The organism is Arthrobacter sp. NPDC093128, from assembly GCF_040683875.1.
GTDB lineage: Bacteria > Actinomycetota > Actinomycetes > Actinomycetales > Micrococcaceae > Arthrobacter.
Genome location: NZ_JBFBEY010000036.1, coordinates 1 through 19668, shown reverse-complemented (window position 1 = coordinate 19668; position 19668 = coordinate 1). Strand labels below are relative to the sequence as shown.

Genomic DNA, 19668 nt, shown 5'->3' with positions numbered 1-19668 from the left:
CATGCCTCCGGACATGCCGGAGCGAGGACTAATTGATCGGTGCGGGCGGTCGTTCACCGCTGAGCACGGCGAGCGCGTTGTCGGCGGCGAGCATCGCCATCGCGGTGCGGGTCTCCACCGTGGCGGAGCCCAGATGGGGCACTAGCACCACGTTCTCGAGCTCGAGCAACTCGGGGTGCACCCGGGGCTCGTGCTCGTAGACGTCGAGCCCCGCGCCCGCGATCCGTCCCTCGCGAAGCGCAGACGCGAGCGCCGCTTCGTCGACGATCGGTCCGCGCGCGGTGTTGACGAGGTACGCCGAGCTCTTCATTGCCGCGAGTTGTTCGGCGCCGATCAGATGATGCGTGGCAGGCCCGTAGGGGCAGTGCAGCGAGACGACGTCGGAGACGGCCAGCAGCTCGTTGAGATCGACCCGCCGGGCGCCCAGCTCGGCGGCGATCCCGGGATCGATCTCGCTGCGCGACTGGTAGACGATTTCCATGCCGAAGGCCTTTGCCCGGCGCGCGGTGGCCTGGCCGATGCCGCCCATGCCGACGACGCCGAGGGTCTTGCCTTGCAGGCTGCTGCCGAGCAGGAAGAACATGCCCCACTTCCAGTCCTGGCCGAAGCGGATGAGCCGTTCCCCCTCGCCGAGCCGGCGGGTTGCCATGAGGATGAGGCTGAGCGCGATGTCGGCCGTGGCGTCCGTGAGCACACCGGGGGTGTTGGCGGCCACGATGCCCCGTTCGGTGCAGGCTGGCACGTCGATGTTGTCATAGCCCACGGCGACGTTCGCGACGACCATGAGCTGCGGACCGGCGGCGTCGAGCAACTCGGCATCGATGCGTTCGGTAAGCAAGCTCACTACGGCATCGGCGCCGGCTACCCGGCGCAGGAGCTCCTCGCGCCCTATCGACTCCGGACCCTGCCAGGCATCAACATCGTGTTCGGCGCGCAGCTTCTCGAGTGCGGCTTCGGGTACACGCCCCGTAACGACGACCCGGCTCATGCCGTCTCGATCCACTCGCGCAGGCGTCCGAGGCCGTCGCGGATGTCTGGCACTTCGATGCCCGAATAGGCGAGCCGGATGTACTGCCGCTCCTCGCCGGGCAGGCGTCGGCCGAAGTGCTCGCGTGTGCAGAACGAGACGCCGGTCTTGTACAGGGCGTCAGTGGCGAAGTCGCCGACTGCCGTGTAACCCATGCGTTCCATGACCTCGGTAACGTCGGGGAACAGGTAGAACGTCGACTGCGGCACCGCGACGTGCATGCCGGGGATGTCGTTCACGATTTCGCATGCGGCATCCCGACGCTTCTGGAGGACGTCCAGCATCTGCTGAACGGATTCCTGGGGGCCACGGAGCGCTTCGATGCCGGCCCACTGCACGTAGTGCGTGGTGCACGACTCATCGTTGGTGTTGAGCGTACTGAGCACCTTGGCGATCTCGAGCGGGGCGACGGCGCAGCCCAGGCGTGAGCCGGTCATGGCGAACTTCTTGCTGAAGGTATAGAGGACGACGGTGCGCTCCAGCATGCCGGGAAGCGATGCGATCGAGCTCGAGACCCCCTCATAGCGCGTCTCGAAGTAGGCCTCGTCGGAGAGTACCCAGAGATCGTGCTCCTGGGCGAGCTGTGCGATGGCCTCGCGCTCGGACGCGGTCGACTCGGCTGAGATGGGGTTCTGCAGGTCGTTGTAGATGATCGCGACCGTGTTCGGAGTGATCGATGCCCGCACCTGCTCGAGGTCGATGGCGAAGCCCTGGCTCGTGGGCAGGTAGCGGTAGGGCACGGCCGTGCCACCGAGGTACTCGATCTGCGATTCATAGATCGGGAAGCCGGGGTTCGGGTAGAGCACTTCCTGGCCGGGGTTCATTACAGCCTGCAGGAACTTCGTGATGACGGGCTTCCCACCGGTCATCACAACGATGTTGTCGGGGGTAAGTTCGATGCCACGGCGCGAGCCGATGTCGTCGGCGAGGGCTTCACGCAGCTGCGGGATGCCGGGGCCGGGGCAATAGCCCGTGTAGCCGTCCGCGATCGCCCGGTTCATCGCTTCCACGATGTTCGGCGCGGTCGGGATGTTGATATCGCCAAGATGGAAGGGATACACCAGGTTCCCCTTCGCCTTCCAGGCGGCGGCGGCTTGCGCGACGCTGAAGGCGGTTTCGGTGCCCAGACGTTCGAGCCGTTGTGCGAGTTGCTGCATGCTGTTCCACTCCTCATCGAGTTGACGATCGATCCTCCGGGATTCCGATCGGGATAGCTGATATATAAGACGGCGACGCATGATCCCAAATCAACCGTGTTCTTATATATCACTAATGTATCAGAGGGTGGAATGTGATGACTCGGCAGCTGGGGAAGTTGCTGGACTACTACGTGCAGCTACGCCCTACCCCCGTGCCACCAGGCCCGGCACCCCGTCCCGGATCTCGAACGACGCCTTCGTGGAAACCGGCGCACCCGGTGTGGTCACGTGGTCCAGCACCCGGAAGTCAGCGGTCATCGCATCCTTCGTGATGCGAGTGGTCACATACCCGCGGTTGTCGTTGTAGAACTTCAGGTGCGGGTTCCAGGCCATGGTCGGGTCCGTCGTTGAGCCTGTGCCGTCGCCGGTGGACGTGATGGACGTGCACACCAGCTCGGAGCCGACCACGGGCGAGGCCGGGTCCTTGTAGTCCACCTTGACGTCGTTGGCCCAGTTCCGGTGCACGTCGCCGGTGAGGACCACGGCGTTGCGCACGTTAGCGTCCACCCAACCCTGGGTGATGCGGCGGCGTGACGCGGCGTAGCCGTCCCACCCGTCCATGGAGACGTCGTCGATGTCGGCCGACTTGTCGCGGTCGCGCTCGGCGAAGAACACCTGTTGGCCCAGAATGTCCCAGCGCTGCGTGGAATCGCGGAACCCGTCCAGCAGCCACTTCTCCTGTTCGGCGCCGGTGATAGTGCGGTCCTCGGCCAGCCGCTCGGCCACGTTCTTCTTCCAGCCGTCCCCGGCCAACTGGTCGTCGCGGTACTGCCGGGTGTCCATCATGTGGAAGTTGGCCAGCTGGCCCCACTGGATGGTGCGGTAGATCTTCATGTCGAACCCGGCCGGCACCGAGGACGCGCGCAGCGGCATGTTCTCGTAGTACGCCTGGAACGCGGCGGCGCGGCGCTGCCGGAACCGCTCGGTGGTGTCGTTCAGCTGGCCCGCGTCGGTGTTCTCCGGGACCTCGTCCGCCCAGTTGTTGTCCACCTCGTGGTCGTCCCAGACCACCAGCCACGGTGCGATTGCGTGCGCGGCCTGCAGGTCGGCGTCGGACTTGTACTGCCCATGGCGCTGCCGGTATCCGGCGAGGCTGGAGGTCTCGGGGCCTTCGTGGTCGCGGGGGTTCCCGCCGCCGATCACGTAGTTGCCCTTCTTGTACTCGTACATGTAGTCGCCCAGGTGCAGCACCAGGTCCGGGTGGTCCTCCGCCAGGCGCATGTAGGCCGTGAAGTAGCCGTGCTCATATTGCGAGCAGCTGGCGAACGCCATGGCCAGCGCCGCCGGCGTCTCGTGCGGCGCGGGGCTGGTGAGGGTCCGGCCCACGGCGCCGATGTGCCGGCCGCTGCGGAACCGGTAGAAGTATTCACGACCGGGCTTCAGGCCGCTCAGCTCCACGTGCACCGAGTGGGCGTTCTCGATCCGGGCCTGTTCGACGCCGCGCGCCACCACGCGGCGCATGCCGGCATCCTCTGCCACCTCCCAGGCCACCGGCACGGTCCGCGACGGCATCCCGCCGAGCCCGTCCTCCGCGAGCGGGTCCACGGCCAGCCGCGTCCAGATCACAAAGCCGTCCGGCCACGGCTCGCCGGAGGCGATGCCGAGCATAAACGGATCGGCGCGGAGCCCGGCGTCGTCCGCTGTGGAAACGGCGACGGCGGCACCCGGCAGTGCGGCGACAAGTCCGGCCCCGATGCCGACGGAAAGAAGTGATCTGCGCGAGATGTTGGTGTCCATGGCCTCGACGGTACGGAAGCCGGTTGGACAGGTCCCGAGGACGGTGTGAATGGGTGGTTAACTGCGTGTCAAAAGCTGTCTTGCCTATTTGCGGGAGTTGAGGGCATCGAACTGCTCCTGCCAGAGGGCCAACTCCTGGTCCACGTAGCGCCTGTGAGCCGGGGTCCATTTGGGCCAGATGCCGGACGAGGCGGGGGCTTCTGCCACGCGGGGCGCCCGGGCTTGAACCTGGGGGACCGCACTTGGCGGGGCCGGGTCGGGGACGCTGCGTCGGACCTGGGGCGGGGCCCGCCTGACGGTGGCGACTTTCTTCTGACTGGGCCGCGGCTTTAGGCCGAGAACCCAGAGTCCCAGACTTGATAAGGCCCAGGCAATGCCGGCCAGAACCAGCACGGCAAGAAGGAGGGCGATGTAAAGCAGGAATCCGATGGCTGCAAAGACCAACATGGTCTATTTTACCTTCCTGACCCCCGATTGGATCAGGTCACTGCTGTACCGGATTCGACAGAACTGCTCCTGCCAGAGAGGTCGGGCCAAAGCTTCCGCCGACAAGACCTTCGCTTATCTTGCCTGAAACTTTCGCGGATCTTGTCTGACCGGGATGACCATCAATTCATAACCGGAAAGGAGTGAGCATCATGGTTAACGACCAGGAATTGCTGGATTGGGTTTCCCCGCGCAAGCAGCGGGAAATCGCCAACCAAGTGGCATTTCTGCTCTATCTGCTGGAGCGCGAAGAGGCGCAAGTGGGTGGGAAATCATGAACGATTACGTTCGCCGTCCCCGTGAACCATATGACGCGCTTTTGGTCATCAAACGCGACCTCGCGAACATCATCGCCAAATACACCGACAGGGGCGACCATGAAATTGCCGCTGTCTACAAAGAAGCACTTGCCCGTTACAACCGCGGCTGAACGCCCCCACGCGCGGAGCTACCCCTTCGCGGCCTTCGGTTTCGAAGCCTTCGGCTCCTTCGGCGGCAGGCTGGCGACGTGCTCGTACGCCTTCTCCACCCAGGCCTGTGCCCGCGCGTCATCGCCGTCGCCCTCCGCGTTCCACACTTCCGGGAGCCCGGTGTAGCCGCCCATCGGACGCTCCGGCGGGCCGAACGGGACCGTCCGCTCCGAGCCTTCCAGCTCCTGTTTGTCCGCCTCGGAGAGCTTGACTCCGACGGTGGGGCCGAACAGCCCGGCGAACATGTTCCCGTTGACGAAGGCGCCCAGGTTGCCGAACATCGGCTTGACCACCACATCCGGATGGTCCGGCACCACCTTCCGGAAGTGCTCCTTGTCGGCGTCGGACGGTTTGGGCATTTCCATGTGAACGTCTCCCTTGTGTGCCGGAACGTGCTGCCAGAGATGGACTGCCTGCAGGATATGCCCGTTCCGGGGCGCGGTCGAGGCCCCCGGAAAGGCGCCGGCAGCCGGTTTCGGGTTCCTTGTCAGCCATTCCCGCCGGGAGGAGACTTGCTACATGTCATGCGCCAGCGGCGGATGGCAGTGTCTCTCTTGCGGGGGCCGGCGTGCCCTCTTGGCTGGTCGGGGTAAGTCATGGACGGACCTGGGGTACGGAGCGCGTTCGTCGTCGTCAACGGGGAGGCGTCGGGGACCCGGATTGTCATCCCGCACGGGCAAACAACCATCGGCAGCGACGAAGGCTCCCGGCTGCGCCTGCCCGTTTCCGGGGTCAGCCACCGGCACGCCCTCCTGACCTCGCTGGACGGCCGGACCGTCCTCGACGACCAGGACTCCCGCAACGGCACCTGGGTCAACGGCCATGCCATCACTTCGCCCACCGAACTCACCGACGGCGATGAGGTCCAGTTCGGTCAGGTCAGGCTCCGCTTTGTTGAAGGGAAGTACGACGACGGCAGCGCGCCACCGGGGGCGGCCGGCGGACCGGAGGGACGCCGGACGGCCCCTGCTGCCGCTCCGAAGAAGGGCCTCGGCGCGGCGCTGCTCTTCGCGGCCGCGATCAACGTGGTGGGGCTGATCGGCAACAGCCTGACTGCGTTCCTGACCGAGCTGACGCCGACCTGGACGTGGTTCGTCACCCCGGCGATGGGCCTGGTTGTTGCCCTGGGCGGCGAGGCGCTGGATTACCTCAAGGACAAGACTCCGCCGGCACCCAAGCGACCCAAGCCGCGGTATCGGCCGTCGCAACGGGTGCAGCCGGCGCGGCCCGCGCGCCCGCTGAGGCCCGGCCACCCGGACACCAATGGGGGAGTCTATGGCGCCGGCCCCGCGCATCCTTCCCAGCCGGCTAAGGCTGCACCACGTTCCCTTCCAGCCATCGCTACGGTGCTGGCCATAATGCTCCTGCTCGGCGGCGGCGGGTGGCTGCTGGCCGCCGGGGCGAGCTACGCCGTCGGCTACTTCTCCGGCAACGAGGAAGGCACCCAGCGGCTGGCCCGGCAGGTGGCCACGGAAGCCCAGAGCGTCAGTGTGACGATCTTGGGCATCCAGAGCACCGCACATTTCACCCGGGTCGAGATCCATGTGCGGAACGGGACCACCAGCTCCATGTCAATGCCGCTGTTCCACAACGCCATCCTCACCGGCCCGGACGGCACCACCTTCGATGCTGATTCCTTCCGCAGCACCTGGCAGCCCGACATCCCGCCAGGGGGACAGCGCAAGGGGACCATCAACTTCGAGAACCAGCTGCCTGAGTCCGGTGGCACGGTGTCGCTCAGCTTCGTCACGGTGTTCATGCAGGGGTTCGACGGACCGCGGTCAATCACCGTCCCGGACATCCCGCTGATGCCGGTGGTAATGCCTCTCTGAAAACCCGTGTACAGTAGAGACCGTTGTTGTGTTTGTATTTGGTAGTTCAGGCAGTACGCGGGGTCGAAAGTCCTCGTTCTTCTGAAGTAGCGGTTTTAAACACCCCACACCGGAGGACCCGAAAGTCGGGACAGTTCCTCCACCTTCACGAAGGACATAAAAAATGGCTACTGGTACCGTCAAATGGTTTAACGCTGAAAAGGGCTTCGGCTTCATTTCCCCCGATGACTCCTCACAGGACGTTTTCGCACACTACTCTGCGATCAACTCCTCCGGCTTCCGCTCCCTCGAAGAGAACCAGAAGGTCTCCTTCGAAACCGAGCAGGGCCCCAAGGGTCCCCAGGCTGTAAACATCCAGGCTATCTAATTTCTTAGATACCCGGGACCGTTTAGGTTTCATAAAGCAGGGTCCGTCTTTGACGGGCCCTGCTTTTGTTTAACCCGGGTGTGCTTCGACGGCGGTGCCGGCTGAGACTTCGGGCTGTACTGCACCCGGCCCTTGACGCGTCAGCTAGCCCGCCTCATTTTTCCGCGTGTGATTTCGGGGTTAGCCTTTCCAGACAGCCGTTCCGGGCGAATCACGGATCGGCCCGAAAATATTCAACCGGGGGAAACATGTCTCGTGGGACCGTACTGACCAGCGCGCAAATTGCCGAAGGACTAAAGAAGCTCCAGGAGCTGGCCTTCGTTGAGGGCGGGCCGGGTCATGGGGCCGAAATTTTGGTTTACTCGCGCATCATGTACATGTCGGTAGCGCGGGGGACCGCCGACTCCCGCACGGGCGGGGTTTGGGGTTTTCCAGATTTTGCCAGCACGCCCGATTTTCTAGGGCTATGGCTCAAGGAGGTCCGCCGGGATTCCTACGTGCCGGGACGGGGAACCTGGATCAGCTGCCGGGTCTACCTATACCCCGATGCCGACGGCGTGCTTCAAGTCTCGGATGACGAGTTCATCGAACCGCTCCACGACATGCCAGTGCGGCGTGATGAGCAGTTCGGCCTAGCCGGGACGCTAATCACCGACCTGCGTTACTTTCCCCGCACGGTGGACAACATCCCGGCTTGGATGTGGACCTCATTCCGGGACGCGAAGGTCACGCCGCCTTACTATGACTCCGATCTCCGCGCTGTCGACTGGAATAACCGGCGGCGGCCTGTGACGGACACCGGCACGGACTTCGAAGCGGAGCCTGTCATCGTCGACCCGTCGAAGGAGCCGTCGCTGGGCGTCAGGGTCTGGCGGAGAATGGGTGCCGCCATTTCGAACCGCCCCGGCTGGGTGGGCGGAGTGATGCTTGCGCTCCTGGCGGTCGGCGGCCACGTCCTGCACTGGGCAGTGGGCAAAGAAGTCCATCCGATGTTCGTAGAGATTCCGGACCTCGCTGTGACGTATCTGGTCGCGGGGATGGTGCTAAGCCTCGTCTTGCTGGCGGGCTGGGCCAGGGGCGGTGGCGGCTTTCGATGCTTTTTGTTCGTCGCCGCGTCGCTCTTTTTCGTGGTGGGCGATTTCGTGAACGGACTGCCCGGCCTGGCCTTCATCAAGCTTGGAATCATGGCCCTGTCCCTGGGCGCGGCGACGTCCTTTCGAAGGCTGTGGTGACCTAATTTCAAAACCGTCGTCACCGGCCCTGCACCTACCTACCGTCAAAGCTGCCCCGTTCAGCCAGATACCGCTGCAACGCGGGGTTGCCGACCTCCTTCGCCAGCCAGGGCACGGCCTGCGCCGCCGCATCATCACCGAGAACCGCCCGGTGGGACTGCGCCCGCACGGTGAACTCGCGCATCCCGCTGCGGCTCGCCAGCTCGGACAGCCGCTCCACGAACTTCGGGGCACGCGGCGACCCCATTGCGATGGCCACTTCCGCTGCCGTATCCAGCAGTTTGGCCGAATACCAGAGGTACCACGGCGTGGGCTCAAGCCCACGGTCGATCCAGTGTTCGGCTGCCGCGAGATCGCCATGTGCCAGGAAAAGTTTCGCTTCCGCGCCGGCCGCCAAGGCCATGTAGCAATGGTCGCCCGCCAGCTCGGCCATCACCCAGGACCGGTCAATGAACGCCGCCGCTTCCTCCAGTTGCCCGGCCGCAAGGTAGGTCTCGCCTCGGACCCCGGCGACAAACGGTTCGAACGCCGTCCAGTGTTCCTCCGCAATCCAGGCCAGTGCCCGGTCCAGAGAAGCGGCGGCCAGGTCCAGCTCCCCGCGAAGCAAGTGCACCCGGCCAAGGAGCGCCTCGCTGAACGCCTGCTGCCGGCGGTTCCGGACCACCTTGGCCAGTTTCCCCGATTCGGTCAGCGCGGTCACGGCGTCGTCGTATCGTGCAATGTCCGAGGCCAGCATCCCCTGGATGGCCAGGATCCGGGCTTGTTCGTCGGGGAATCCCTCGGCCGCCACCATCGCCCGGTCCAGCCAGCCGGCCGCGCGGTCGGGAACCCCGCGCTGCACGGACAGGTAGCCCAGCTCGCGGTACGCCGCAGCGGCAGTCCGGGAGGCGCCATCGGGCCCTTCCGCCTGCAGCGCGCGGTGGAGGAAATCCGCCACCTCCGCCCCGCGGCGGCCCGCCTGATGGATCAGCGCACCGGACAGCGTCACCAAAGACTCGGCCAGCAGATGGTCGTCTCCGGTGCGCTGCGCCAGCACCACCGCGAGCCGCAGCTGATCGAGCCCTCTGTCCACGGCACCGGTCCAGAGTGACGCGCCGCCGGCGTCGAGATACGACCGCACCGTCGCCACGGTGGCAGGCATCCCGGGATCCGCCTCCGGGGCAGCATCGGACAGGGCCCGCCGGACTTCGGACGGCAGCGGAAGGCCGAGCTCCTGGCGGTACAGGTTCCCGCATTTGGTGACGTGCTCGCGGGCCCGGCGGTGCTCGCCCAGGGCCACAAGCGCCTTGACCAGGACGGCGTTGCAGTCCGGGTGGAAGGGGTCGCGGTGCAGGGCCAGCGTCGCCAGCTCCGCCGCCTCGCCGGGAGCGCCGGAAGCGAGAGCGGCCAGCGCGGCCTCATAGAGCAGGGACTGGACCACGTTGTCCAGCCGGTAACGCTGGTCCGCCAGCCACGAATCAAAGACCGGGGAATCGGCGAAGGACAGCCCTTCCAGCAACTGGCCTCCGAAGCGCCGCGGGTTAACGCCCTGGCTGGAAGCCGAATCCAGCACTTCGAGTACATCGCAGCGCCAGGGCGGCTGGAGCACCAGGCACAGGGGATCGCCGGCCACGGTCACTCCGTCGAGGGTCCGCCGCAGCTCGGACAGGTTCCAGCGCAGGGCGCCGAGCGGATCCGCAGCATCCGGGAACAGCAGCGACGCCGTGCGGGAGCGGCCGGTGCCGTCCGCCTGCAGCGCGAGGTAGGCGAGCACGGCCCAGGCCTTGCGGCCCCTGGGCTGCAGGGGCGTTGCGCCGGGGGTCTCGATCGCGGGTGGACCGAGGAGCCGAATCCAGTTCTCGGCCATAGCGCCCATGGTACGCCGCGGGGCCGGGGGCGTCTGCGGGGTTCACACGGTTGCTCACACGCCAGCTGCGCACACTGAAATCACCAAATCCGCCCACACTAAAACGAGGTGCATCACAATGGAACTGCTCGGCATCCTGCTACTTGGACTCTGGGTTCTCAGCGTTACCGTCCGTGCCATCCTGACCGACGGCCGGGGCCACACGCCCGACGTCCGCTCCACTGCGCCGTGGACTGCTGGCGACCTGCCCAGTGGGCCGTACGCTTCAATGAGGTTCTAGCCGGTTTCGGCAGGCTCAACCACCGGAAAGTACGACGGCGGGAGGTCGGCTATCGCTGCCAGCCTCCCGCCGTTCGCTTCGGGTCAGCCGGCTTTGTAATCGAAGTGAAGTGACGCAGGCATGGGGCCCTGCAGCATGTCAGGAGTGATGCCGTGAACTTCCTGGATTTTCTCCCTGAACCACTGATCGTGCGGATCGTCCGAGGAGGCGACGGCCTGGAAGGTCTTGGCCAGATCCTCGGCCTCGTGGAACAGGCAGGCAAAGTCCCCCTGCGGCGTCTGCATATGGCTGACGACTTCCCGGGTGAGCCCCATCCGCTCGCGGGAACGCCGGTGGTCCTCCTTGCGGGGGCCCTCAATCTCCGCGATGAGCGACTTCCAGTCGTCCAGTTTCCCGGGCAGTATCGGCGCGAACCAGGTGATGCATTCCATGACATGTCCTTCCACGCGGTTGCTTCGGCATTGTCGCGGCGCGGTGTCCAGCCGCAGCCGTGGCACCTGCATGGTAGTCCTGCGGAAAGGCGCGGGATAGAGCCATTGGCCGGTGTTCCGTTTGATGCCGCCCGGCAGCGAAATCAGCCCTCGCGGTCCAGGACCAGCTCCACGTCCACGTCATCCCCGGCGCTGATCCCCGCTGCCGTCCGGATGGCCTTCTTGACCGGCAGCACGTACGAATGGCTTTTGCTCTCCGGGAACACCGACGTGGACCAGCTGTTACCCGCGATCGAGGCCGTGACCTTCACCGAGCCGAAGCCCCTGCGGAAGGGAGCCGACTCATCCCTGATCTCGTCCGCCACCTCCGGCGGCAGCGTGATGAAATGCCATCCGGATGCATCGGGATAGAGCCACAACTCGCCACGGAACGCGTACGACGTCGTCACGTCTTGAGTATGGCACCTCCGCGTCCGCACAGGATCAATAAGCAGTTCACACCCCCGCCACCACCGGTTCATCCGCTCCCGCAACTATGGGCAGCATGACTGCTTTCACCCGCCGCAATGTCCTCAAAGGTGCCCTGGCCGCCGCCGGTGCTGCCGCCGTCGTGCCCGCCGCAACCTCAGCCGCCCACGCGACCAGCCCGGCCGGCGTCGCGCTGGTCCGCAACCGCCTGACCCTGCCGTCCGGCATCGCCACCGGCGATGTCACCGCCGACTCCGGCGTCCTGTGGTCCCGCGCGTCGGGACCCGGCCGGCTGGTGGCCAACCTGCTCGCGGTGGACGAGGACGGTGCCGCGCTCCGCGGCGGCCGCGCCTTCCAGCGCGTGCTGCGGGGGAGCGCCGCCAGCGAGGCCACCGACTTCACCTCCCGGATCAACGCCGAGCACCTCCCGGCCGGCACCCGCTTCGCGCTCACGCTGCACTTTGAGGACGCCGACGGCAACGCCGGCGAAACCGCGCAGGGCTCCTTCAGCACCGCCCCGGGCCAGGGCCTGCTGAGCAGCGGCCGCGCACCCCGCAAACAGAGCTTTGTCTGGACCGGCGACACCGCCGGCCAGGGCTGGGGCATCAACGAGGAGATCGGCGGCATGCGCGGCTACGCGGCCATGCACGCCACCAAGCCGGACTTCTTCATCCACTCCGGCGACACCATCTACGCCGACGGCCCCATCACCGCGCAGGTCACCGAGCCAGACGGGCAGATCTGGCGCAACCTGGTCACCGAGGAGGTCTCCAAGGTGGCCGAGACCCTCAACGAGTACCGCGGCCGGCACCGCTACAACCTCATGGACAAGAACATCCGCGCCCTGTACGCCGAGGTACCGGTGATCGCCCAGTGGGACGACCACGAAACCACCAACAACTGGTACCCGGGGGAGATCCTCACCGACCCGCGCTACACCGAACGCCGCGTGGACGTGCTCGCCGCCCGCGGCCGCCAGGCCTGGCAGGAATACCAGCCCGTCTCCGGCCTCAGCACCCGGGCCGGCGACGGCAGCACCGGCTTCGAACCCGCCCGCATCTACCGCAAGATCTCCCGCGGCCCGCAGCTGGACGTCTTCTGCCTGGACATGCGCACCTTCAAGGACCCCAACACCGACGGCAGGGAAACGCACCTCACCCACATCCTCGGCGAGGAGCAGGCGCGCTGGCTCATCAACGAGGTCAGCAAGTCCAAGGCCACCTGGAAAGTCATCTCCGCCGACCTCCCGCTGGGACTGATCGTCCCCGACGGCCCGGTGAACCAGGAGTCGCTCGCAAACCGCGACGCCGGCGCCCCCTTGGGCAAGGAACTCGAGATCGCCGGCGTACTGTCCGCGTTCAAGCGCAACCGGGTTAAAAACGTGGTGTGGCTGACCGCCGACGTCCACTACTCCGCCGCGCACCACTACTCGCCCGAGCGCGCCGGCTTCACCGACTTCGACCCCTTCTGGGAATTCGTGGCCGGCCCCATCAACGCCGGCAGCTTCGGCCCCGGCGAGCTGGACGGCACCTTTGGCCCCGAGGTGGCCTTCCACAAGACCGGCGCCTACGCCAACCAGTCACCGCGCAGCGGCGAAAACCAGTTCTTCGGCCACGTGGACCTGACCGAGGACGATGTCTTCACCGTCAGCCTCCGCAACGCCAAGGGCACCGTCCTCTGGAGCAAGGACCTCCACCCGGAGCGGTGACGGTTTCGCACGCCACCGGGAGTAAGACGGCGGGGGCCGGCAAACGCTGCCGGCCTCCAGCCCTCCAATTGGTCGAGCGGTTCCGGGGGCATCCGTGCCGGTTTGGTGGGACACTGATCGGACAAACGTTCGGAGGCTCCCGTGCCAAGCGATCAAGTCAATGAATCAGCCAGTACCCGTAAATCTTGGTTCGCCAAGCACCAGAAGTGGTTGATACCTCTGGTGGTTCCCGTGGTCAGCGGCGTGGCTCTCCTGGCCGCCACCGGATACTTCAAGAGCGACGAAACCACGGCCGATCGCGTTGCCGCCTGCAGGAAAGCGCATGATCTCCAACAGGACAGGCAGCAAAAACAGGACGGCAACCAGACGCTTTTTGTTTCGTGCACCTGGCCACCGACGTCCGGGGTCACAGCCACGGATGGGTACGCCCAGATCGCAGTGCAAAGCGGACAAGGGCCGGGAAAATCAGAGATGACCGGCGCTAGCTACGTGGACACCGTTCGGCCATCGTGCAGCAGAGTCGAACTGACTTATACGTACGCCAAAATGGGCCAGCAAGACATAGGTTCGGCCATCAAGGCGGACACCGGTTCAATATTCCAGGTGAGCGGAACCAAATATCCGGAAAACCCCACTAGTAAAAATTGGGAACCGGGCGACAATGGGCCGAAGACATCTATTTTCGCCAAACCAAACGAAATTATCATTGTCCGAAACATGTCTTACACGTTGTTCGACGCCAAATGCATCTGAGTCCGGCGCGGTAGGGGTTTCGGCAGGCTCAACCATCGGGGAGTACGACCGCGGGAGGCCGGCAAACGCTGCCAGCCCTCCCGCCGTCGGGGTTCCTGCAGTTGTGGTTCCGAAACCGAATCAGCCCGCGATGTCCACGGCGCGCGACTCAGCGTCGCTGAGCCGGGCGGCGTCCAGGACCTCGAGCGTGTGGACAGCCTCGCTGCCGGGGACCGGCTCCGGTCCCTTGCCGGCAGCGGCCAGGGCGAACTGCTCGTAGTAAGTCTGATACGCACCCTGTTCGGATGGCACGCGTGCCGCACCCGACGCCGTCGTGAGCGTTCCCCAACGGGACTCGTCCTCATAGCCCCACGCGGCCAGATCGTCCGCAGGGCGCCGGCCCGCCATAGCGGCAAGGGCCTGGACGTCGCTCTGCTGCGAGACGTAACTGCCGTCGGAGCCGAGCAGCCGCAGTTCCCGTGCGACGACCCGGTTGCTCTTGGTGGCCGACACATGGGACCGCACGCCGTTCCGGTGCGTGACGGTCACGAAGAAGCCGGAGTCGGTGCGGCCGGCGTCGAGGTCCGCCCAGTCGAGCGTGGCGTAGACGCTGGCCGCCGGGCCGAAGAGCCACAGCGCCTGATCCACCAGGTGGCTGCCAAGGTCGCGCAGCAATCCGCCCGCGGGGCCGGCCTCGAGGGTTTCCGGCTGGTCGAAATCGAAGCGGGACTCGAAGCGCGCCACCTGCCCTACCTCGCCCGAGTCCAGCACTGAGCGGAGCGTGCGGATGTCCGTGTCCCAACGGCGATTGTGGAACACGTTGAGGATGACGCCGGCCTCCGCTGCCGCCTGCACCAGTTCGCGCCCGACCTCGGCGTTCGGGGCGAAGGGCTTGTCCGCCACCACATGGACACCTGCCGCGATCGCCTCGAGCACCAGCTCGCGGCGCGTCTCCGGCGGCGTGGTGATGACCACTGCATCCACGCCGGCGGCGAGCAGTTCGGTCAGCGAACCGTAGAGCGGCACGTCCGGGTATTCCTCCGCGGCCTCCGCGCGGAGGGCAGGGGAGCGGGCCACGATGCCCGCGAGTTCCACCCCGTTCGCGGCCGTGATGAACGGGGCGTGGAAGATCCGGCCGCCGAAGCCGAACCCAACGAGTCCAAGTTTCACAAGATCTCCTTCGTCGCCCAGGGGCCTCTCCCCACGTTGGAACAGTTTGTCCTTATGTTAGAACAAACTTCGGAGAAGTGGCATGGCAAAGTCGGGCGGAGGCGAGGAGGATGCGGGAAAGCTAGGACACTACGTTGTTGCGGGGCGCGCCTTCTTGGCCGTGAGCAGCAGGTACTCCCACTCCATCTGGGCCGTGGTGTCGCCGTGGGCTTCGAGGAAGGTGTCGGCCAGCTCCGTGAGGGCCTTGTCCAGGGCGCTGACCTTGTCCGCGTCGTCGCCAAGGAACTTGTACACCGAGATCGTCGGGCCGTAGTGGGACTTGAAGTAGTGCAGGAAGTCCTCCGGGTGGTGGAAGCTGGTGATGGCCACCGACCTTTTTTCGGCTTTGACGTCCGTGACTTTGCTGCCGAGGAGCTCGCGGACGTGGTCCTCGCTTCCCCAGAGCGGCGGCGGTTGCGCGCCGGGCGGAGGCGGCGGAGCGAACGGCTTCATAGTGGCGAACATTTTCCCGATGAACCCTTCGGGCGTCCAGCTCAGCAGGCCGATGGTGCCGCCAGGCTTGCAGACCCGCACCAGTTCGTCCGCGCCGGCCTGGTGGTGCGGCGCAAACATCACGCCCAGGCAGGACATCACCACATCGAACTCGTTGTCCTCGAACGGGAGCGCCTCGGCGTCCCCTTCCTGCCAGTCCAGCTCAGCCCCGCGATCGGCTGCCTGCCGGCGGCCGGCGTCGAACATTTCCGGCGTGAGGTCGCTGGCGATGACGTCCGCGTTCATCATGGCGGCCGGGATCGCCGCGTTGCCGGCACCGGCAGCCACGTCCAGGACGCGCTGGCGGGGCCTGATGGCGCACGCCTCAACGAGGATGGCGCCGAGGTCTGAAACCAGTTCGCTGGCGAGTGCGGGGTAGTCGCCCTGCGCCCACATGGCACGGTGCTTTTGCTTCAGCGCCCGGTCGGCCTCGGTTGCTTCGGTCTTGTCATTCATGGTGGCACCCCTCTGCTGTGGCAGGTTCTGAGTGACAGCGCGCTGTGGTCCCAGTGGAGGCTGTGGTGTGAGTCATTTTGGCCGCGGACCGGACGGATGTAAAGGTACCGGCGCTACCTGTACCACCTCTCTAAGGAAAGTACGACGGCGGGTGGCCGGCCAGCGCTGCCAACCTCTCGCCGTCGTGCGCCTGGCGCCGCGTCTCTGCAGGACGGGCACTTCGATACTGGTCAGTAGATTTCAGTGCTAGCACGGAAGTGCGGGAGGGGTGCCCGGATCCACTATGGATACATCGGAACGCAGGGAGAATCCCGGCGGATCCGGAGCCCCGGAACTGCCGGGCAGAGCACCCCATCCCCACCGCATCTTTCCCCCTCAGGAGCAATTCCATGTCCAACGCACCAACCACCAAGAAGTCCCGTCCATCCCGCCGCGGCAAGGCCGCCGTGGTCGCAGCCCTCGGGCTCGGAATGGTCGCGGCGCCGTTCGCCCTGGCCGCCCCGGCCCAGGCGGCCGGCACCAGCTACGCCTGCTCGGTCACGCCCCTCAAGCCCGTGTTCGCCGGCCACAACTCCTCCGGCGTGAAGCTGGTGGACTACCGGATCCAGGTCCATTGCAACTCCGACCGCTACATCAACATCACCCAGGAGCGCTGGGAGGAAGATGACTGGCCCAACGGCGACGACCACCTGGGCACCTCGTACTTCAGCCGCCACCTGAACCAGTACAGCGGAACCGTGACCATCTCCAACGTCCGCACCCTGGTGAACGGCGAGATCGGCAACGAGGAGGTCTACCACAAGGTCCGCTTCCAGGAAGGCAGCAACGGCGTCTGGTCGCCGTACACCGGCTGGTACTACAGCGGCGTCACGTCAATGTCCGACTGACGCCCTCAGCAGGGAGCCGCTGAGCCCGGCTCCCGAAACGCCCAAGGCCCGGATCCCCCATCCGGGCCTTGGGTTGCTTAATGTGGGGGGCCCCTTGCACGCCTTGGGACCTGTGGCGCCGAAAAGTGCGGGACACTGGAAGTCACCACCCACGAAAGCGAACCACACTTTGATTAATCTCCAGCAGGATGCCGAAGGCTATGTCCGGATGAACCGGCACTTCCCGGAAAGCGTCCTTATTAGTGTCACCTTTGCCGACGGCACCACGGAGGAACTCTCCGGCCGCAGGCTCAACAGGGCCTACGACGAGGCCCTGGCCGAGTACCGGGCGCAGAACCACCTGGACGCGAAAGGATTCTCGCGGTCTCCGACGAAGAAGACCAGCCCGGGAAACAAGATCGACTTCGTGCCCGTCCACCCCGGCATGGGTGACTGACCGCCGCCTCACAAGGAAGACTGACCGGAATGACCACTAGCGATAACAGCAGCGAGCTCGATCCGCTGCTGTATCCGTGGGATCCGCCCGAGGCCTCAGGCGTGATGGACGGCGCTGGTTTCCTGCCCCTCGACCTGGCAGCAGGCCTGGATCAGGCGCTCGCGGAAGCCGACGCGGCTCCGCTCAGGTCCCGCTCCATGGTGGTCTCCATCGGCTCGAATTCCAGTGCCGACGTGATGCGGAGAAAGTTCGCCAACTACCACCGGCCGGTCAGCACTGTCCTGCCCCTGGTCCGTGGCCAGCTCCACAACATCGCCGTTGGCCACTCCGCGCACGTGAGCCGGGCCGGCTACATTGCCGCCGCGCCGTATCCGCTGATGGGGGAGTGCACCCCGGTCTGGGTGTCGTGGCTCGACGAGCGCCAGCTGATGGCACTGGACGAAACGGAGCCCAACTACCGGCGGATCCAGCTCGACGGCTCAGCCTGTCCGCTCGAAGTGGACCACGGCGAACCTGCCGAAGACTTTTCGCTGTTCACCTCCCGCTGGGGCGTTCTGAGCGACGGCGACGGCGGGAAACTTCCGTTCCTGGACCAGCCGGCCCTCTTCGGGCTGCTTGCCGGCATTGCTACAGGGGAGTGCGCGGCGGACGGGGAATCCGTGTTCGACGGACCGCCGGAACAGGTCATCGAGCAGCTCGGACTGCCGTCGGTCCAGGCCTGGGCCAAGGACTGGTTCAGCGTTGCCGGCCTGGCCACCCCGGTGCACTTTGACGGGCTCTGTGCGGAGTAGGCTTCGCGGCTGACCGGAGTGCCTCACTGCCCCGCTGCGCGCTTGAGCGTGCTGGTTCACAGAGCTGCTTTCACCGTGCCGCGATGTGCTCCGCGATGTACTTGGCGTCGCGCCCGACCCCGGCCACAATCGACGAGCCGTGCCCGGTCAGCCACGGCAGCCCGACGGCGTACAGTCCCGGGTGTTCGGTTACCCCGCGCTGGTGCCGGGGGTAGTTCCACTCGTCCAGCACCGGGATGTCCAAAATGGTGAAGTCCAGCCTGTACCCGGTGGCCCAGAGGACTGACGTGATGTTCGCGGCGTCGAGGTTCAGCCGCGCCGGTTCAGACGGAAGCCACCCGTCCTTGCGCGGCGGTTCCGCTTCGGGCGCAGACAGGCCCGCAGCGGCAATGTAGTCATCGAACATAGGCCGCATGCGCTGGCAGTTCCTCCGCGATCTGGCCGCCGGACTGGCCGGTCCCCACAATCAGGACGGCCCCGTCGGGCAGCTGTTGCGGGTTGCGGTAGCCGTCGGTGTGAAGCTGCAGGATGTGGCCCGGCAGCTTCGCGGACAGCGCGGGGATTTTCGGTTTCTGGTAGCCGCCTGTGGCCAGCACCACGTTGCGGGCCTGCCAGTTGCCTTGGGTGGTGGCCACGGCGAAGCCGGCGTCGGCGGGCACGATGCGGGTGACATCCGTAGCTGTCCGGACGGGCGCCCCGATGGTCTCGGCATAATGCCGCATGTAATCCACAACGTCTGCGCGCGGCATAAAGGCCTCCGGAACTGGTCCGTCATAGGAACCGCCGGGCAGCGCGAGCGAGAAGTTCGGCGTGTTCAGGACGAACGCGTCCCAGCGGTCCTGCCACGCACCGCCCAGCGCGGGCCGCCGTTCCAGCAACAGATGTTCGACGCCGGCCTGACTCAGCCAGTAGCTCGTGGCCAGGCCGGCCTGCCCGGCTCCGACCACAAGGGTGTCCAGAATCGGTCCCATGCAAAAACCATACGCGCGGCGGTGGAGGTTTCAAGGGGTGTGCGGTGCCCCTTCGATGGAGCCGGACGGGGCGCTTGAACGAGGAGGGATGGCACACCCAACTAGACGGACGGATGGCACACCCAACTAGGTAGCAGCAGGTGTCGTTCTGGGCCATCAATACGACATCTGTTGCTACCTACTTGGGGGATCTGCATGGGCGGCTGCGGGTGTGACGGGCTCCACAAGAAGTCATTCCGGCGGAATTCGGGGACGGAGGCGGCCTGGGGAGTCCGCAGCCCGCGCCATTCCGGGGATTTTGGCGGATGGGGACACCCTGATTGCCCCGGTTTGCGCAGGGTCTAAAGCCCGTGTAAAGTAATTCGAGTCGCCGCCGCTGATGCGGAAAGATAGCGACCGACCCCCTGCTGAATGGCCTGAAAAACGGCGTCTTTACTGGCGTGCGGAAACCGGGTGGGGGCCCTTGTGGTGGAGCTTGGATCTGCGGAAACGCGGGTTTGCAAAGCTTCCCGGAATCGGGTAAGTTTGGGAAGTTGCTCCGGAGCGATCCGCGACCGAAATGTGGTTGTGGTGGTGCCGGGTGTGTCTGTTGTTTGAGAACTCAATAGTGT

The 19668-nt window shown here is 65.8% G+C and carries 23 protein-coding genes; 11 read left to right on the top strand and 12 right to left on the bottom strand.

Annotated features, from left to right (window positions below; all coding sequences use genetic code 11):
- Nucleotides 1-28 precede the first annotated feature (28 nt).
- From AB0N24_RS25500 to AB0N24_RS25485, 4 genes are all read right to left on the bottom strand, one after another.
- Nucleotides 29-988, bottom strand: a complete 960-nt coding sequence (locus AB0N24_RS25500) for a D-glycerate dehydrogenase (RefSeq protein WP_364130803.1) — start codon at nucleotides 986-988, stop codon at nucleotides 29-31.
- A complete protein-coding gene (locus AB0N24_RS25495) occupies nucleotides 985-2184 on the bottom strand; it encodes an aminotransferase class I/II-fold pyridoxal phosphate-dependent enzyme (protein WP_364130800.1) in 1200 nt (399 codons plus the stop codon). The genes AB0N24_RS25500 and AB0N24_RS25495 overlap by 4 nt, the downstream gene beginning before the upstream one ends.
- A 186-nt stretch (nucleotides 2185-2370) precedes the next feature.
- Nucleotides 2371-3963 carry an alkaline phosphatase D family protein gene (locus tag AB0N24_RS25490; RefSeq protein ID WP_364130797.1) on the bottom strand — a complete coding sequence of 531 codons (1593 nt, stop codon included), beginning with the start codon at nucleotides 3961-3963 and terminating at the stop codon, nucleotides 2371-2373.
- A gap of 84 nt (nucleotides 3964-4047) precedes the next feature.
- Nucleotides 4048-4410, bottom strand: coding sequence for a hypothetical protein (locus AB0N24_RS25485; protein WP_364130794.1), 363 nt, complete (start codon nucleotides 4408-4410; stop codon nucleotides 4048-4050).
- Nucleotides 4411-4601: 191 nt separating this feature from the next.
- On the opposite strand from AB0N24_RS25485, the gene AB0N24_RS25480 reads away from it, so the two are divergent.
- On the top strand, nucleotides 4602-4727 hold the full coding sequence (locus AB0N24_RS25480; protein WP_364130791.1) for a hypothetical protein: 126 nt from the start codon (nucleotides 4602-4604) through the stop codon (nucleotides 4725-4727).
- Nucleotides 4724-4879, top strand: a complete 156-nt coding sequence (locus AB0N24_RS25475; RefSeq protein ID WP_364130788.1) for a hypothetical protein — start codon at nucleotides 4724-4726, stop codon at nucleotides 4877-4879. Before AB0N24_RS25480 ends, AB0N24_RS25475 begins: the two co-directional genes overlap by 4 nt.
- 18 nt (nucleotides 4880-4897) lie before the next feature.
- Here AB0N24_RS25475 and AB0N24_RS25470 read toward each other — a convergent pair whose 3' ends face one another.
- Complete coding sequence (locus tag AB0N24_RS25470) at nucleotides 4898-5284, bottom strand: TfoX/Sxy family protein (RefSeq protein WP_364130785.1); 387 nt, start codon at nucleotides 5282-5284, stop codon at nucleotides 4898-4900.
- Between the two features lie 231 nt (nucleotides 5285-5515).
- Between AB0N24_RS25470 and AB0N24_RS25465 the strand changes: the two genes are divergently transcribed.
- The 3 genes from AB0N24_RS25465 to AB0N24_RS25455 all read left to right on the top strand — a co-directional run bounded on the left by AB0N24_RS25465 (nucleotide 5516) and on the right by AB0N24_RS25455 (nucleotide 8350).
- Nucleotides 5516-6751: an FHA domain-containing protein gene (locus tag AB0N24_RS25465; protein WP_364130782.1), complete on the top strand. Its 1236-nt coding sequence runs from the start codon at nucleotides 5516-5518 to the stop codon at nucleotides 6749-6751.
- Nucleotides 6752-6914: 163 nt separating this feature from the next.
- Nucleotides 6915-7118 carry a cold-shock protein gene (locus AB0N24_RS25460; RefSeq protein WP_003806113.1) on the top strand — a complete coding sequence of 68 codons (204 nt, stop codon included), beginning with the start codon at nucleotides 6915-6917 and terminating at the stop codon, nucleotides 7116-7118.
- 248 nt (nucleotides 7119-7366) lie between these two features.
- Nucleotides 7367-8350: a hypothetical protein gene (locus AB0N24_RS25455; RefSeq protein WP_364130778.1), complete on the top strand. Its 984-nt coding sequence runs from the start codon at nucleotides 7367-7369 to the stop codon at nucleotides 8348-8350.
- Between the two features lie 34 nt (nucleotides 8351-8384).
- On the opposite strand, the gene AB0N24_RS25450 is transcribed toward AB0N24_RS25455, so the two are convergent.
- A complete protein-coding gene (locus AB0N24_RS25450; protein WP_364130775.1) occupies nucleotides 8385-10196 on the bottom strand; it encodes an SARP family transcriptional regulator in 1812 nt (603 codons plus the stop codon).
- A gap of 118 nt (nucleotides 10197-10314) precedes the next feature.
- On the opposite strand from AB0N24_RS25450, the gene AB0N24_RS25445 reads away from it, so the two are divergent.
- A complete protein-coding gene (locus AB0N24_RS25445; RefSeq protein ID WP_364130772.1) occupies nucleotides 10315-10476 on the top strand; it encodes a hypothetical protein in 162 nt (53 codons plus the stop codon).
- Between the two features lie 83 nt (nucleotides 10477-10559).
- Here the strand turns inward: AB0N24_RS25445 and AB0N24_RS25440 are convergent, their stop codons facing one another.
- Entirely contained in the window at nucleotides 10560-10907 is a 348-nt protein-coding gene (locus AB0N24_RS25440) for a DUF6176 family protein (protein WP_364130769.1), read from the bottom strand.
- A gap of 143 nt (nucleotides 10908-11050) precedes the next feature.
- A complete protein-coding gene (locus AB0N24_RS25435) occupies nucleotides 11051-11356 on the bottom strand; it encodes a DUF1905 domain-containing protein (RefSeq protein ID WP_364130766.1) in 306 nt (101 codons plus the stop codon).
- Between the two features lie 86 nt (nucleotides 11357-11442).
- Between AB0N24_RS25435 and AB0N24_RS25430 the strand changes: the two genes are divergently transcribed.
- Together AB0N24_RS25430 and AB0N24_RS25425 are read left to right on the top strand one after the other, a co-directional pair.
- Nucleotides 11443-13083: an alkaline phosphatase D family protein gene (locus tag AB0N24_RS25430; protein ID WP_364130763.1), complete on the top strand. Its 1641-nt coding sequence runs from the start codon at nucleotides 11443-11445 to the stop codon at nucleotides 13081-13083.
- A 141-nt stretch (nucleotides 13084-13224) separates the two neighbouring features.
- Complete coding sequence (locus tag AB0N24_RS25425; RefSeq protein WP_364130760.1) at nucleotides 13225-13836, top strand: hypothetical protein; 612 nt, start codon at nucleotides 13225-13227, stop codon at nucleotides 13834-13836.
- A gap of 120 nt (nucleotides 13837-13956) precedes the next feature.
- On the opposite strand, the gene AB0N24_RS25420 is transcribed toward AB0N24_RS25425, so the two are convergent.
- Entirely contained in the window at nucleotides 13957-14985 is a 1029-nt protein-coding gene (locus AB0N24_RS25420) for a Gfo/Idh/MocA family oxidoreductase (RefSeq protein ID WP_364130757.1), read from the bottom strand.
- Between the two features lie 129 nt (nucleotides 14986-15114).
- Complete coding sequence (locus tag AB0N24_RS25415) at nucleotides 15115-15972, bottom strand: class I SAM-dependent methyltransferase (protein WP_364130754.1); 858 nt, start codon at nucleotides 15970-15972, stop codon at nucleotides 15115-15117.
- A 389-nt stretch (nucleotides 15973-16361) separates the two neighbouring features.
- Between AB0N24_RS25415 and AB0N24_RS25410 the strand changes: the two genes are divergently transcribed.
- From AB0N24_RS25410 to AB0N24_RS25400, 3 genes are all read left to right on the top strand, one after another.
- Entirely contained in the window at nucleotides 16362-16859 is a 498-nt protein-coding gene (locus tag AB0N24_RS25410) for a hypothetical protein (protein WP_364130751.1), read from the top strand.
- A gap of 169 nt (nucleotides 16860-17028) precedes the next feature.
- On the top strand, nucleotides 17029-17295 hold the full coding sequence (locus AB0N24_RS25405; RefSeq protein WP_104176280.1) for a hypothetical protein: 267 nt from the start codon (nucleotides 17029-17031) through the stop codon (nucleotides 17293-17295).
- Between the two features lie 29 nt (nucleotides 17296-17324).
- Nucleotides 17325-18086 (top strand): hypothetical protein, encoded by a 762-nt coding sequence (locus AB0N24_RS25400; protein ID WP_364130748.1) that lies wholly within the window; start codon nucleotides 17325-17327, stop codon nucleotides 18084-18086.
- Between the two features lie 70 nt (nucleotides 18087-18156).
- On the opposite strand, the gene AB0N24_RS25395 is transcribed toward AB0N24_RS25400, so the two are convergent.
- Both AB0N24_RS25395 and AB0N24_RS25390 read right to left on the bottom strand, forming a co-directional pair.
- Nucleotides 18157-18501 (bottom strand): hypothetical protein, encoded by a 345-nt coding sequence (locus tag AB0N24_RS25395; protein ID WP_364130745.1) that lies wholly within the window; start codon nucleotides 18499-18501, stop codon nucleotides 18157-18159.
- On the bottom strand, nucleotides 18482-19057 hold the full coding sequence (locus AB0N24_RS25390) for an NAD(P)/FAD-dependent oxidoreductase (protein ID WP_364130742.1): 576 nt from the start codon (nucleotides 19055-19057) through the stop codon (nucleotides 18482-18484). Before AB0N24_RS25390 ends, AB0N24_RS25395 begins: the two co-directional genes overlap by 20 nt.
- Between the last annotated feature and the right edge of the window lie 611 nt (nucleotides 19058-19668).